Here is a 13,579-nt window from a genome sequence, read left to right as displayed (position 1 = left end):
GCATTCAACACAGGAATGGACTCAGTCCGCGTGGCGTCTCGAGGCTCAGGATCTGAAACTCATCGTAGCCAGTATTCCGGTTTTCGCGTTGTTCGCCAAATGAACTGAAATTGCTACATTGGTCTAGTTTTAGGAAAATTCTGCGAAATGGAATCATACAGGCGGCCTTGACGCGTCCAGTGCTTGGGGGCGTTAATCGAAAACCGATGTATACTTCGCGATTTGCCGAACTGAGTAATGCAAATGAGGACAAGCAAGCATTCGAGCTGGTGTTCTTCGCCCTCAAAACCCCAACCGATCCCGCAGCGCAAACCACGTCATTGCCAGAACCAGCAACGGGCTGCGCAGGGCGGAGCCACCGGGAAAGGGCAGGGCGGGGACGCGGGCCATGGTGTCAAAGCCTTCGGCTTGTCCCTGTATGGCCAGTGCCATCAATTGACCAGCATGGGTGGCCGTGCCGACACCGTGGCCTGAATAGCCCGAGGCCGACAGGATATTCGGCGCAACTCGCGTCAGGTAGGGCATGCGGCGCATGGTGATAGCCAGCGTGCCACCCCAGGCATAGTCGATCTTCACATCATGCAGATGCGGAAAAATCTCTGCCATAGGTTTGCGCACCTTGGCGGCTATGTCGGGGGGGAAACGGTAGCCATAACTCTCACCACCGCCAAACAGCAGGCGACCATCCGAGCTGAGGCGGAAGTAATTCACCACGAATTTCGTGTCGGCGACCGCAACGTCCCGTGTCAGGACACGGGCAGCATCAGCGCCCAAGGGTTCGGTCGCCGCGATGAAGTTGTTGATCGGCATGACCCTTGACGCCACCCTGCGGTTCAGATCGCCCAGATAGCCATTGCAGGCCAGAATAACGTGGTCGGCTCTGACCGTTCCGTTCGCCGTCTGCACCTTGGCGTGTTGGCCTTCGTCGATACCGGTGACCTCAGTGCCCTCAAAGATACGCACCCCGGCCTTTACCGCGGCCTGCGCCAGACCCAAGGCAAAGTTCAACGGATGCAGATGTGCCGCACCCATGTCCAGATACCCGCCTCTGTAAGAGGGCGATGGGCACAGCGCGTGGCCGGCGGTTTCATCCAACAATTCGATCTGATCGTAACTGTAACGGCCGGATAGATGTGCGGCATGTTCGTGCAGGTCTTGCTGCTCGCCTGCGCTGAGGCCCAGAACGGCAACGCCCGGTTTCAGGTCGCAGTCGATCTGGTGCTTAGCGATCAGCGATTTGACCAGATCTTTTGCGTCCTCTGCCAGATCCCATAGCTTTGCCGCATCATCGTTTCCAACCAACCGCTCGAGGTCTTCCTGGTCCATGCGCTGGGCGCTTCCCAACTGACCACCGTTGCGACCGGACGCGCCGAACCCCACACGGTGCGCCTCAAGCAGCACCACGTTGAGCCCGGCTTCGGCCAAATGCAGCGCGGCGGACAGGCCGGTGTAGCCTGCACCGACGACACAGACATCGGCTGTCTCGTCTTTGCAGAGTGCCGGAAACCGATCCACCGGGTTGGCCGTAGCCGCATACCAACTGGCCGGATACTCGGCCTTGCGGTCGTTGGAATAGAGCAGGTTCATCGCGCACCTCAAACGTTCAGCAGCAGATGCTCACGCTCCCACGGAGAGATCACCTGCAGGAATTCCTCGTATTCTGCGCGTTTGACGATGCTGTAGACGCGGGCGAATTCTGGGCCAAGGACCTCATGCAGGGCGTCGGCCTCATCAAACAGGTCAAGCGCGCTGCCCATAACCTGCGGGATATCGCCTTCGCCTTCATAGGCGTCGCCATAGAATTGACGGCGGGGACGTTCCTGCTGTGTCAGGCCGAGATAGCCACAGGCCAACGACAGCGCGATGCCGAGATAAGGGTTGCAGTCCATCCCGGCGATACGGTTTTCGACCCGCCGCGCCTCAGGCCCGGACAGGGGTACGCGGATACCAGTGGTGCGATTATCACGTGCCCATTCCAGATTGATCGGTGCGGCGTGGTCTTTCACGTAGCGACGGTAGGAGTTCACGTAAGGCGCCATCACGGCCAGTCCGGCGGGCAGGTGGTTCTGCAGCCCGGCAATGAAGTTATAGAACGCGTCCGTCTCACCGCCCTGTGGGCCAGAGAATATGTTTTGCCCGGTCTCGGTATCGATGATCGAGTGGTGGATATGCATGGCCGAGCCCGGCTCATCCTCGATCGGCTTGGCCATGAAGGTGGCAAAGCAATCGTGACGCAAAGCGGCCTCGCGGATCAGGCGTTTGAAGTAGAACACCTCATCCGCCAGCTTGACCGGATCGCCATGGCGTAGATTGATTTCCAACTGACCCGCGCCGCCTTCTTGCGTGATGCCGTCGATCTCGAACCCTTGGTGTTCGGCGAAATCGTAGATGTCGTCGATCACTGGGCCGAACTCGTCCACTGCCGTCATTGAATAGGCCTGACGAGCCGCCGCCGGACGCCCCGAACGCCCCATCATCGGCTTGATCCCCTGCGCCGGATCGACATTGCGGGCGACCAGAAAGAACTCCATTTCAGGCGCGACAATCGGCTTCCAGCCCTTGTCGTGATACATCTGCACCACCCGTTTCAGCACGTTGCGGGGACTGAAGGGGATCGGCTCTCCATCCCGGTCATAGGCGTCGTGGATCACTTGCAGTGTCCAGTCGCCCGTCCATGGCGCGGCCGAGGCGGTCGAAAAGTCAGGCTTGAGGATCATGTCCCGTTCGATAAACCCATCCTCGCCGGCGGCCTCACCCCAATCACCCGTGATGGTTTGGTAGAAAACGCTGTCGGGCAGATGGAAATAGTTCTGCTTCGCAAACTTCGAGGCGGGCACAGCCTTACCACGGGCGATACCGGGTAAGTCCGAGATGATGCATTCAACCTCATCCAGCCGTTGGCCATCGATATAGGTTCGCGCTGCCTGTGGCAGTTGATCTTTCCAGTCGGCCATCAGGCCCTCTCTTTCTTCAGAAACTCGGCCATCAACTGCCCGATCTTCGGGTTGTCATTCTGGGCGGGCAGGCGGTTGGCTGCCGCCTCCATCAGCGCATCGGGCACAACGCCTTTTCCGCGCGTGTTCATGAGGCCCTGAATGAAGCCATCGCCGTATTCCGGATGCGCCTGCACCGTCCAGACGTTGTCGCCATAGGCCACCATCGCGTTACGGCAGAAAGTGTTTGTGCCCAACACGCGCGCGTCTTCGGGCAAATCAATCACCTGATCCTGATGCCAGGCGTTCAGCGTTATGGTCTGGCCGTCATATTCATAGTCCGTGCGTCCAACGGCCCAGCCGCCTTTGAATTTCTCGACTTTCCCGCCAAGCGCCTGCGCAATGATCTGGTGGCCGAAACAGACGCCGATCAAGGGGCGTCCGCTTTGGCGAATGGCGCGGATCAGATCTTCAAGAGGCGGTATCCACGGGTGGTTCTCATACGCGCCGTGGCGCGAGCCAGTGATGACCCAGCCATCGGCCTGAAGCTCATCTTTTGGGAACTGCCCGTCCACGACGGCGAAGGTTTCGTAGGTAAAGCCATTGCCGTCCAGAAGCGCGCGAAACATCGCGTCATATTCGTCGAACTGGTCCTGCAATACGTCAGGAGGGTGGCCGGTCAGTAGGATGCCGATTTTCATGGGTCACCAAATTTGATCAAATTTATTCTAGCCCACCGGGTTCACGCGGGCAAGAGGGTCATACCGCTTCGAGATAGCTTAGCCAGTGTTCTTCCGCCGGGCGGTCGGCAAAGCGGCGCATTTCCTGCCGCTTGGTCATGGCAAAAAAGCGGATCAGATCGGCGGGGAAGATGCGCGCTACGTTCGGGTCGGTTTCGAACGCGGTAATGGCTGCACCCCAATCTGCCGCCAGTTGCGGCAAGCTGTCGATCTCATATGCATTGCCCGAGATTGGGGCGGGGGGTTCGGTCTCGTCCTCGATCCCGTTCAGCGCGGCACCCAGAACGGCCGCCAGCATCAGATAAGGGTTGATGTCGCCGCCCGCGACGCGATGTTCGATCCGCCGTGCGGCAGAGGCACCGCCGGGAATGCGAAGGGCGGCGGTGCGGTTTTCATAGGCCCAACTGGCACCGGTCGGGGCGTGCGCGCCGGGTATAAGGCGCGTGTAGGAATTGCCGTGGGGCGCAAAAATCAGCGTGCAGCCCGGCATCGCCGACAGACATCCGGCAACGGCCCAGCGCAGCAGATCAGTGCCCTCAGGCCCGCCATTGTCGAATACGTTCCGGCCTTCCTCATCAACGACCGAAAAATGCACGTGCATCCCGTTGCCCGCGTCATCGGCGTACGGTTTCGACATGAATGTGGCCGTAAACCCATGTTTGCGGGCAAGGCCACGCGTCAAGGCCTTGAAAAGCCACGTATCATCGGCGCAGCGCATGGCATCCTGATGGTTCAGGTTGATCTCGAACTGGCCAATGCCGCTTTCGGATATCGCTGTCTGGGCTGGTATGCCCATGGCTGCGCATCCGTCGTAGAGATCGGTGAAAAACGCGTCGAACGCGTCCATCTCGGCCATGGACAAAACTGCCTCATCCGCCAGCCGCCGATCCGTGACCGGGTTGATTGGAGGCTGCGGCTGGGGGCCGGATGCGTCCAGCAGAGTGAACTCCAGTTCGGTCGCTGCGATGACAGACCAGCCGCGCTGGGCATAGCGTTCCAGCACAGCGGCCAGCGCGTGTCGGGGATCCCCAGCAAAGGGCACACCTGCGTCATCATGCAAGCACATCTGGACCAGCGCGGTGTCTGCTTCCAGCCAAGGCATCGGCACCGGCCCGCGGTCCGTCGGCAGCAGCATTCCATCGGCGTCACCGGATTCAAAGACCAGCGGGCTGCCGTCGATATCCGCGCCCCATAGATCCACATTCAACGCGGAAAAGGGCATCCGCACCGCGCCTTTAGTCAGCTTGTCGGCATATGAGGGCGGCACTCGCTTGCCGCGCATCTGACCGTTTAGGTCACATGCAGCAACGCGAAAACTGTGCAGGGCGCTCAGGTCCATCGGGGTCTCCATCCTTCGAGTTACCCGAGATGTAATGGGTTAAACGCGCCTTGTCACTAAATTTGATCAAATTATTGCCGCAGTGGTTTTGCAGCAAGTTGCTCCGCGCCAGAGGGGGACGGCGCGGAGCATGGCCTTTAAACGAAGCTGACGCCGTTTTCAGCCATTGGCAGTTCGGCTACATGCGTGCCTGACAATGCGTTGATTGCATTGGCCAACGCCGGGGCCGAGGGTGGGGTGCCCGGTTCGCCAACACCTGTGGGTGCCTCGGCTGATGGAACGATATGTACGTCAATCGCGGCGATGTCGCCAATCCGCAGCGGCTCATAATCCGGGAAGTTGAATTGATCCACAGCGCCATCTGTCAGCGTGATCTGATCGCGCATGACATGCCCGATGCCGTAACCGATGCCGCCTTCCATCTGCGCGCGCACCACATCAGGGTTCACTGCAATGCCACAATCGACTGCACAGGTGACCTTTTCGATCTTGATGCCGTTTTCCGGATCGCCCGATACCTCGACAACCTGAGCGGCATAAGAACCAAAGGACTTGTGAACTGCGATACCCTGCGCGCGACCTGCAGGCGCGTTGCCCCAGTTGCCTTTTTCAGCCGCCAGTTTCAGAACCGTAGCTTTGCGTGCCTGATCCGGGTTGCTGGCGTCGGCAAGGTGCGACAGTCGGAACTTCACTGGATCGCGCCCTGCGGCCTCGGCAACTGCATCCATCATCGTCTCCATGACATAGCCGGTGTGGGTGTGGCCCACAGAGCGCCACCACAGTACCGTCGTTGCCTTCGGCGTGTCGGTCAGCCCAAGCGCCATTCCGGGGATGGCATAAGGACTGTCGGCGATACCTTCGATCGAGCTGTGGTCGATCCCGTCATGCACCAGAACGGACTCGAACGGCGTGCCCTTGATGACCGATTGGCCAGCCACCTGATGTTGCCAGCCAACGATGTCGCCATCGGCATTCAGGCCCACACGGACCTTGTGACCAAAGGCAGGGCGGTAATAGCCGCTGCGGATGTCATCCTCACGCGTCCAGACCAGTTTAACCGGGCGCGAGCGGTCGGTGACCACAAAGGCCAGCGCTGCCTCGACCTGATAATCCGCATCTGGTGTCGCGCGACGCCCGAACGACCCGCCTGCCAGCATCGTCTTGATGTGGATCTTTTCGGGCGGCAGTTGGAAGATTTGCTGATACGCCATGTGCGGGCCGGTCGGCATTTGCGCACCGTCATGCAAGACGATGTCGCCCTCGGCGGTTTGTTCGATGGTGCAGTTCAGAGGCTCCATCGGAGCATGCGCCAGCAGCGGGAAGTAAAAGGTCTTTTCGATGACTTTGTCTGCCCCGTCGATTGCTGCTGCGACTGCTGCGAAGTCCGCCTTGTTCACGTTATAAGTTGGTTCGGCATCCAGTGCGGCCATGATCTCGGCCTTGATCTGATCCGAATGGCGGGTTTCCGCGCCCGACATATCCCAATCAACCTCAAGCGCGTCACGCGCCTGGATCGCGGCCCAGGTGTTTTCAGCGTAAACCGCGACCCCTGCCTGATTGGGCAGAACGGCGGCTGAGATATAGCCTTTGACTTCTTTCGACGCGCTGTCGTCAAAGCCGTTGGCGATACCGCCTTTTGACTCAGGGCGCTTGATCATGGCGACCATCTGGTTTGGCAGCTGAACGTCCATGGCGTACATGGCCTGACCGTTGCCTTTGATGGCGGAATCCTTGCGGCGCACGGATTCGTTGCCGATCAGACGGAATTCCGATGGGTCTTTCAGGCGCGGCTCAGCGGGCGCGTCTAGCTGAGAGGCCGCAGCCACAAACTCGGCAATCGGGGCGGATTGGTCGCCCGCTTTGACGATGCCTTCGTCGATGGTGATACCCGCGGCATCCACGCCCCAGCTTTGGGCGGCGGCGGCGATCAGCATTTCGCGCGCGGCGGCACCAGCCTGACGATATTGCATCCACGAATTCGCCATCGCGGTCGACCCGCCGGTGCCCTGAAAGGGGCCGAACAGAAGGTTGTTGTAAACCTGCGCGTTAGATGGCGCGAATTCGTAGTTGATCTGATCCATGCGAAGACCGATTTCTTCGGCGATCAACGTCGGCAGGCCGGTTGCGGGGCCCTGACCTTTTTCAAAGTGTTTGACGATGGCCGTCACTGTGCCATTCGCATCAATCTTGACGAAGGGGTTGAATTGCGCAGTCTCGGATGAGGTCGCAGCCAGCACGCCATCGGCACGCGCACCAACCAGCAGAACAGCACCGGCAGCGGCGGCCCCTTTCAGAAACCCACGGCGAGAGGTGTTGATGGTCATAGATCAGGCCTCCAGAATTTCGGACGCGCGCTGAATGCCGGCGCGAATGCGTTGATAGGTGGCGCAGCGGCAGGCATTGCCGTGCATGTAATTGTCAATCTCTTCGACGGATGGGGTGGGATTTTCGGACAACAGCCCAACGGCCGACATCACCTGACCCGATTGGCAATAGCCGCACTGAACGACGTCCAACTCAACCCAGGCCTGCTGAACGGCGGCGCCGATGTTGTCATTGCCGACGGCCTCGATTGTGGTGATCTCGGCATCTTCGACGTCTTCGATATAGGTCTGGCACGAGCGTACGGGCTCGCCATTCAGGTGTACGGTGCAGGCACCGCACGAGGCGACGCCGCAGCCGAATTTGGTTCCAGTTAGTTTTAATTCATCCCGGATTACCCACAGCAAGGGCGTGCCGGGTTCGGCGTCAACCGTGTGGGTTTCGCCATTCAGTTTCAATGTCAGTGCCATGAGGGGACCTTCCGTGTTGGGCTGGTTACCTGAGTCGGTAAACTGGCGCGTTTACTAGTGGCACAGAATATCGCCATTGTAAACTCCTGCGTTTACCTAGGATTTGACCGCCCCCTGTCAATAGGTCTATAGCTCTGACATGACCGAATGCAGCGCACCGAATGCGACCAAATACGCGCAGATCATCGAAGCTGCTGTGGCCGAGTTCCAGGACAAGGGCTTTGCCGCAGCCAGCATGGATCGCATCTCGGCGCAGGCCGAGGTGTCTAAGCGTACGCTGTATAAGTATTTCGAAAGCAAGGAAAACCTGTTTCGCTCGATTGTGATCGAGCTGTCCAGCCGCTTTGCCGAAGTGGTCGAAATCCGGTACAAAAAAGGCCGTGATATTCGCGAACAACTGACCGAACTGGCCTGGGCCGAAGGGCGCATCCTGATGATGCCGGATGTGATGGCGATGTCCCGGATGGTGATCAGCGAAACCTTGCGCAGCCCGGCCCTTGCTGCCGAGGCGACAGGCAAACTAGACAAAACTGCCGCCTTCATCGGCATGATGCGGGATGCAGCCGAGGACGGGCAATTGCGGATCGACGATCCGGAACAGGCGGGGCGCGAATTCATCGGCCTGATCAAAGCGCGCGCATTTTGGCCCCTTTTGTTCACCGGGTCTGTGCTGAGCGAGGCCGAAATGGCCGAAACCATCGAAAACAGCGTCGAAATGATGATCAGCCGTTATGCGGTGTAAGGGTCAAAACCCGTCACATATCATCCGCCCTGGCTGAGATTCGTCACGAAACTGACAATTTGGCATTCCGAGTGGCACTCGATCCCGAAATAGTGCTACAGGGCTGTTCTGAAATGATCCCCTGAGGAACAAGGCCAAGACGGGCGCGGAAAGTATGTCGAATTTAGCAGAAAACACAGCCCTGAAAGGGGGTGGACTTAGGCGCGCGGCCCGTCTGTCCGTTGCCCCCATGATGGACTGGACGGGTTTTGTTAAAAATTAATTAAAATCAGTATCTTATTCTTCTCTCCGAAAAATGTTGTCCTGAAAAGTGTTCCGAGTTGTCCGACCAGTGAGTTTATATCTTTGAAACTTGCTCCATGCAGCCTGGTGAGGTCGCAACGAGCCCTTACCGGACATAGCCGAGTGATCCGGTAGCTGCGAGTGCACGAGGCTGCTTACAACACTTCGCCGACCTTGAACCCTAGGAGCCCGTCAATAGTCTTAGTGAAATGACTGAATGTCGGTTGCGAGCCCAGACCCACCAAGCAAAATTAAAGTTATGCTGCATTCTTTGATCGGCAGCTCACAGCGCGAAGCAGACATTTCCGGCAGGATTTCGCAAGTCCTGAGAGGCGAAAAAGGCAAGAACTTGTTAGTCTTTGTTGGAGATTACTTAGCTAGCGCTTTGTATATGCGTTCAACTAATGCCTTCTGAACAACGGCAAACCTTGGGGTATGCGCGATTTCTTCTAACGTCGCGACCCACAGCGGAACTTCGATCTTAGGATGCACGTCCTGTGACCGTTTAAGACGGGTATCCACGTCGCCAAAAAAAGAAGGCAGAAAGGTCTTACCCGCTCCCGAGGCAGCCATCTGCTGTAGCACTAGAAAACTGTCTGCTCCATTGGTCATTTCGTCAGAGTCCACATTCTCCGCTAGCCATTTAGCTGGGAGGGAACGGCTCAACGCTCCGTCAAGCCTCATCCACTTGCGATTGGGGAAACCATCGTCAAAGACGCCGAAGGACAGCGTTCCGGCACGCTCTCCGATTAGTCCATCTCCGAGCTTTACCGATGGCCGCACGGCAATGTCTGCACTCAACCGTGATAAATCATGGTGACTGTTTCCGCTTAACAAAGTCAGTCTCAGGCCGGGGTAGAGGAGTGAGATTTCGTTGAGTATTCTAGGGAGAACAATCTGACAAAGACTATCGGTCGATGTAATGCGCACGTGACCCATTGGGGAACGATTTGCTCCGACAACTGCCCGCCCCACCGAAAGTACCGCTTCTTCAACGCTTTCCATGGCCGAAAAGATCGCACTGGCTTCGGGGAGAACGGAATATCCTGACGGACTTTTCTGGAAAATTACGCAACCATTGCGCTCTTCGAACGCGGCCACCCTGCGCAAGACTGTGGCGTGCGTGACGCCCATCGCCGCCGCCGCCGCGTTCAACGAACCGTATTTGCTCACGGCTAGTGCGTACCGAATATCATCCCAGTTTTCATTGTTCATAAATTAACAAGTAACGACCAATAACAAACAATTACAAGAAAATTCGTTCAAGCTAGCATTCGGAGCATTGAACAGGGAGAAACATCATGATGAAGAAGTTCTCAATCTTCGCGGCAGGTCTTTTGTCATTGGTCGCCATTGGAACAGCCATCGCCCACGAAAGTGAAAACCCGGCTGTGAAAGCTCGAACCTCAATCATGCAGCTCTATGCCTTCAATCTTGGTACACTTGGCGGTATGGCTAAAGGCGAGGTGGACTATGATGCCGAGGCCGCGACACGTGCTGCAAATAACCTTGTTGTTCTGACGCAGATCGACCAATCCGCGATGTGGCCTCAGGGATCTGACAATGTGTCCGATCCGTCCACCCGAGCGCTTCCGGCAATCTGGGAAAACTTCCCTGACGTTGGTGCGAAAGGGCAGGCCATGGCTGATGCCGCTATTGCGATGCAGGCTGCGGCTGGCCAGGATGTTGATGCCCTGAAAGCGGCCATGGGCGATCTGGGTGGAAGCTGTTCGGCGTGTCACAAAGCGTACAGAGCACCGAAAGACTAATAGGTAGATAGTTGTGAAGCGGATTTTCCTATTTACCGCTTTCGTTGTACTTTTGGTTGGGTTGGCCGGTTTGGTACTGACCCGACCACAAAGAGTGGAGCAGCCTCAACTCGACGGTTTGAACCCAGATCACGCCAGAGGTGAAATCGTATTCTACGCCGCAGGATGCGCATCCTGTCATGCAGCGCCTGATGCAGTTGGCGAGGACAAGCTCATGCTCTCCGGTGGTCGCCGGTTTGAGACGGAATTCGGCACGTTCACTGCCCCCAACATTTCCAGTGACCCAGAATTCGGTATAGGGTCCTGGTCTGCCCTGGATCTGGCCAACGCCTTGATCCATGGGACCGGACCTGAAGGGCAGCACTATTTTCCAGCGTTTCCCTATACATCTTACGCCAACATGTCAGCGGACGACGTCGTTTCGCTTCACGCATTCCTCGGCACTCTGCCACCAGCCACAACTGCAAGCGTTCCGCATGAGGTGGGTTTTCCTTTCAATGTTCGTCGTGGATTGGGGGGATGGAAACTGTTGTTCATGACACCAGGCTGGGTAGTCGAAGGTGATTTGACCGACCAACAAAGACATGGCAGGTATTTGGTCGAGGCGCTGGGTCATTGCGCTGAATGCCATACCCCGCGAAATGGTCTAGGTGGTTTAAAACGAGACCTTTGGCTGACGGGTGCTCCAAATCCGAACGGGAAAGGTCGTATCCCCGGCCTTACCTCAGACCAACTTGATTGGTCCGAGGCTGACATTGCCGAGTACCTCAAATCTGGCTTCACGCCGGATTATGACAGTGCTGGTGGTGAAATGGTGGAGGTCATAGAAAACACATCTCGCCTCACGGATAAGGACCGGTTGGCGATTGCCGCGTATCTAAAAGCTGTTCCTGTTTCGTCGACGGGGCTTCCATCAGAGAAACGTCGTTGGCGCCATGCAGGGAGACCAGATGCTGTCGTCGGTCGCCGGTAGGAAGCCGCAGGGCCTATTCCCTTTTCACCAAACACCTGTTTTACGTTTTGAACATCGGAGCTCACCAATCACCCGAGTTTCTGTTCATGATTGACTGAGGGTCGCGGCCAAATGACACAAAAAATCGCTCTTTGGTCCATTCCGATATCCGTTGCGGTACTGGCTCTGAAACTGTTGGCTTGGTGGCTGACAGGCTCGGTGGCGTTGTTGTCGGACGCAATGGAATCTACCGTGAATGTCGTTGCGGCGTTGCTGGCATACTTCGCAGTTCGGGTTGCCAATAAACCCCCTGATGAAAACCACCCCTTTGGTCACAAAAAAGCCGAGTATCTTTCTGCCGTCGTCGAGGGCGTACTGATTGTGCTGGCGGCGTTCTTGATCATCAGAGAAGCTGTGCTGGCACTCCCAAACCCGCATCTTGAGGATGCGCCGCTGCTTGGAATCGTCGTCAATGTCATTGCAACGGGTGTGAATGGCGCATGGGCCTACCTATTGCTCAAAATCGGCAGGCGCGAGGGTTCGCCTGCTTTGGAGGCAAGCTCCCGGCACATATTTACGGATGTTATGACTTCAGTTGGTGTGATCGCAGGTCTGATACTGGCGCTTGCCACAGGCTGGTTGATCCTCGACCCAATTCTGGCAATTCTTGTTGCGCTGAACATCTTGTGGGAGGGCTGGAAAGTTATTCGGGCATCCGTCGATGGCCTGATGGATGTGACACTTTCGGATCATGACTTGCAGACTGTTTCCAACGCAATCGAAGCAAATCTCGGCGCAGCTTTAGAGTACCACGACCTCAAAGGGCGCAGATCCGCAAATGTCATCTTCGTCGAGTTTCATCTTGTTGTGGACGGCACAATGCCAGTCAGCGCAGCGCACGATATATGCAATGACATCGAGGAAGAACTGGATCGTTTATATCCGGGTTCTGTCTTTGTCATTCACCTCGAACCTGATGACGAGTTGAAGGGTGACGGGGTTAACTTCCACTAAACTTGTCATATGGCTCCGCAAAAACTCTATCGGTTTGACTGATTTGACTAAGACGTTCGGCTTGAAATTCGTCAGACCTAAGCCCGATGTGAGAAAACCGGACCAATAGTAACCTGTCTCCAATGTCACGAAGCGTGATGATCAGAATTGGAGGCGAAAATGAAAATTCAAAGAAAGCTGGGTCAACTTCTTAGCACTGCGGCGTTGGCATCGTTGATTGCGGCGACGCCCTATGTGCCAGCGTTTGATGCCGATGGTCGCCTACATTTTGAACCGTCATATGCCTTTGCCAAAAGCGGTAAGGGGAAAGACGGGGATGGTCGCGACGATGATCAGGACGATGACCGGGATGATAATTCGGGATCGGGTAATAGCGGCCGTGGTGGCGACCGGGATGATGATCGTGATGACGACAGAGACGATGATCGCGACGACGACCGAGATGATGATCGTGACGACAATTCGGGATCAGGAAAAAGTGGTCGCGACGACGATGACGATGACGATGATGACTCCAAACGCTCCAACAAAGGCAGCGGAAAGAAGGATCGGTCTCAAGCTGGGGGCAAACCGTCGGGTTCGGCAGGGATAACAAAGGTTGAAACAAACGCTAACGGCATCGAAGTGCGTTACGCCGACGGAACCAAGGAGGAGATCGAAAACGGGCGGTATGAGAGAAAGAACGCTCAAAACCGAACTGTTGAGGAGCGCCCCGCGACCGGTGCTGACGTCTCAAGGCTTCGGTCATTGGCTAATGGTATCTCAATCGACAACGTGCGCTCTTCTGGGCAAGGCGGCACTGCTGGAAGTCGACCTACAAAAATCGAACGCCAGGGCAACAATATCGAAGTGAACTATGCCAATGGTTGGAAAGAGGAGATCGAGTTTGGGCGCTACGAGTTGAAAGACCCGTACAACCGGACTGTTGTTGAAAGAAACGCAACGGCCTCTGATCGCCGGAGGTTACAATCGGTTGCCAACTGAACAGAAACTCTATTCGATAATCCGTTGGCGGC

The 13,579-nt window shown here is 56.8% G+C and carries 12 protein-coding genes; 5 read left to right on the top strand and 7 right to left on the bottom strand.

Features of this window, described 5'->3' with window-relative positions; translation table 11 throughout:
• Nucleotides 1-282 precede the first annotated feature (282 nt).
• The 6 genes from ACR0JB_RS07665 to ACR0JB_RS07640 all read right to left on the bottom strand — a co-directional run bounded on the left by ACR0JB_RS07665 (nucleotide 283) and on the right by ACR0JB_RS07640 (nucleotide 7,804).
• The gene (locus ACR0JB_RS07665) at nucleotides 283-1,587 is read right to left on the bottom strand and encodes an NAD(P)/FAD-dependent oxidoreductase (RefSeq protein ID WP_480789793.1); all 1,305 of its coding nucleotides are present in this window, start codon (nucleotides 1,585-1,587) and stop codon (nucleotides 283-285) included.
• An 8-nt stretch (nucleotides 1,588-1,595) separates the two neighbouring features.
• The gene (locus ACR0JB_RS07660) at nucleotides 1,596-2,954 is read right to left on the bottom strand and encodes a glutamine synthetase family protein (protein WP_170505447.1); all 1,359 of its coding nucleotides are present in this window, start codon (nucleotides 2,952-2,954) and stop codon (nucleotides 1,596-1,598) included.
• On the bottom strand, nucleotides 2,954-3,634 hold the full coding sequence (locus ACR0JB_RS07655; protein ID WP_170505450.1) for a type 1 glutamine amidotransferase: 681 nt from the start codon (nucleotides 3,632-3,634) through the stop codon (nucleotides 2,954-2,956). The genes ACR0JB_RS07660 and ACR0JB_RS07655 overlap by 1 nt, the downstream gene beginning before the upstream one ends.
• A gap of 58 nt (nucleotides 3,635-3,692) precedes the next feature.
• On the bottom strand, nucleotides 3,693-5,012 hold the full coding sequence (locus ACR0JB_RS07650; RefSeq protein WP_480643992.1) for a glutamine synthetase family protein: 1,320 nt from the start codon (nucleotides 5,010-5,012) through the stop codon (nucleotides 3,693-3,695).
• A gap of 137 nt (nucleotides 5,013-5,149) precedes the next feature.
• Nucleotides 5,150-7,336: a xanthine dehydrogenase family protein molybdopterin-binding subunit gene (locus ACR0JB_RS07645; RefSeq protein WP_480789792.1), complete on the bottom strand. Its 2,187-nt coding sequence runs from the start codon at nucleotides 7,334-7,336 to the stop codon at nucleotides 5,150-5,152.
• Nucleotides 7,337-7,339: 3 nt separating this feature from the next.
• Nucleotides 7,340-7,804: a (2Fe-2S)-binding protein gene (locus tag ACR0JB_RS07640; RefSeq protein WP_480789791.1), complete on the bottom strand. Its 465-nt coding sequence runs from the start codon at nucleotides 7,802-7,804 to the stop codon at nucleotides 7,340-7,342.
• A gap of 139 nt (nucleotides 7,805-7,943) precedes the next feature.
• On the opposite strand from ACR0JB_RS07640, the gene ACR0JB_RS07635 reads away from it, so the two are divergent.
• Nucleotides 7,944-8,546: a TetR/AcrR family transcriptional regulator gene (locus ACR0JB_RS07635; protein WP_170349142.1), complete on the top strand. Its 603-nt coding sequence runs from the start codon at nucleotides 7,944-7,946 to the stop codon at nucleotides 8,544-8,546.
• Nucleotides 8,547-9,197: 651 nt separating this feature from the next.
• On the opposite strand, the gene ACR0JB_RS07630 is transcribed toward ACR0JB_RS07635, so the two are convergent.
• Complete coding sequence (locus tag ACR0JB_RS07630) at nucleotides 9,198-10,043, bottom strand: LysR family transcriptional regulator (RefSeq protein WP_170396316.1); 846 nt, start codon at nucleotides 10,041-10,043, stop codon at nucleotides 9,198-9,200.
• An 86-nt stretch (nucleotides 10,044-10,129) separates the two neighbouring features.
• On the opposite strand from ACR0JB_RS07630, the gene ACR0JB_RS07625 reads away from it, so the two are divergent.
• The 4 genes from ACR0JB_RS07625 (at nucleotide 10,130) to ACR0JB_RS07610 (ending at nucleotide 13,547) form a co-directional block, all read left to right on the top strand.
• Nucleotides 10,130-10,597 carry a c-type cytochrome gene (locus ACR0JB_RS07625; protein WP_170396314.1) on the top strand — a complete coding sequence of 156 codons (468 nt, stop codon included), beginning with the start codon at nucleotides 10,130-10,132 and terminating at the stop codon, nucleotides 10,595-10,597.
• A 13-nt stretch (nucleotides 10,598-10,610) separates the two neighbouring features.
• On the top strand, nucleotides 10,611-11,570 hold the full coding sequence (locus tag ACR0JB_RS07620) for a c-type cytochrome (protein WP_170396311.1): 960 nt from the start codon (nucleotides 10,611-10,613) through the stop codon (nucleotides 11,568-11,570).
• A gap of 111 nt (nucleotides 11,571-11,681) precedes the next feature.
• Nucleotides 11,682-12,563 (top strand): cation diffusion facilitator family transporter, encoded by an 882-nt coding sequence (locus ACR0JB_RS07615; protein WP_170396309.1) that lies wholly within the window; start codon nucleotides 11,682-11,684, stop codon nucleotides 12,561-12,563.
• A gap of 159 nt (nucleotides 12,564-12,722) precedes the next feature.
• Nucleotides 12,723-13,547 carry a hypothetical protein gene (locus tag ACR0JB_RS07610; RefSeq protein ID WP_174821538.1) on the top strand — a complete coding sequence of 275 codons (825 nt, stop codon included), beginning with the start codon at nucleotides 12,723-12,725 and terminating at the stop codon, nucleotides 13,545-13,547.
• The last annotated feature ends 32 nt before the right edge of the window (nucleotides 13,548-13,579 follow it).

It is taken from the genome of Ruegeria sp. BI7 (assembly GCF_056537925.1).
Note: the sequence above shows the minus strand (reverse complement) of the source record. Positions and strands in the feature narration are given on the sequence as shown.

Coding starts and splice junctions, on each gene's coding strand:
- ACR0JB_RS07615 (WP_170396309.1), top strand. CDS start 11,682: ATGACACAAAAAATCGCTCTTTGGTCCATTCCGATATCCGTTGCGGTA.
- ACR0JB_RS07655 (WP_170505450.1), bottom strand. CDS start 3,634: ATGAAAATCGGCATCCTACTGACCGGCCACCCTCCTGACGTATTGCAG.
- ACR0JB_RS07660 (WP_170505447.1), bottom strand. CDS start 2,954: ATGGCCGACTGGAAAGATCAACTGCCACAGGCAGCGCGAACCTATATC.
- ACR0JB_RS07610 (WP_174821538.1), top strand. CDS start 12,723: ATGAAAATTCAAAGAAAGCTGGGTCAACTTCTTAGCACTGCGGCGTTG.
- ACR0JB_RS07625 (WP_170396314.1), top strand. CDS start 10,130: ATGATGAAGAAGTTCTCAATCTTCGCGGCAGGTCTTTTGTCATTGGTC.
- ACR0JB_RS07640 (WP_480789791.1), bottom strand. CDS start 7,804: ATGGCACTGACATTGAAACTGAATGGCGAAACCCACACGGTTGACGCC.
- ACR0JB_RS07630 (WP_170396316.1), bottom strand. CDS start 10,043: ATGAACAATGAAAACTGGGATGATATTCGGTACGCACTAGCCGTGAGC.
- ACR0JB_RS07635 (WP_170349142.1), top strand. CDS start 7,944: ATGACCGAATGCAGCGCACCGAATGCGACCAAATACGCGCAGATCATC.
- ACR0JB_RS07645 (WP_480789792.1), bottom strand. CDS start 7,336: ATGACCATCAACACCTCTCGCCGTGGGTTTCTGAAAGGGGCCGCCGCT.
- ACR0JB_RS07665 (WP_480789793.1), bottom strand. CDS start 1,587: ATGAACCTGCTCTATTCCAACGACCGCAAGGCCGAGTATCCGGCCAGT.
- ACR0JB_RS07650 (WP_480643992.1), bottom strand. CDS start 5,012: ATGGACCTGAGCGCCCTGCACAGTTTTCGCGTTGCTGCATGTGACCTA.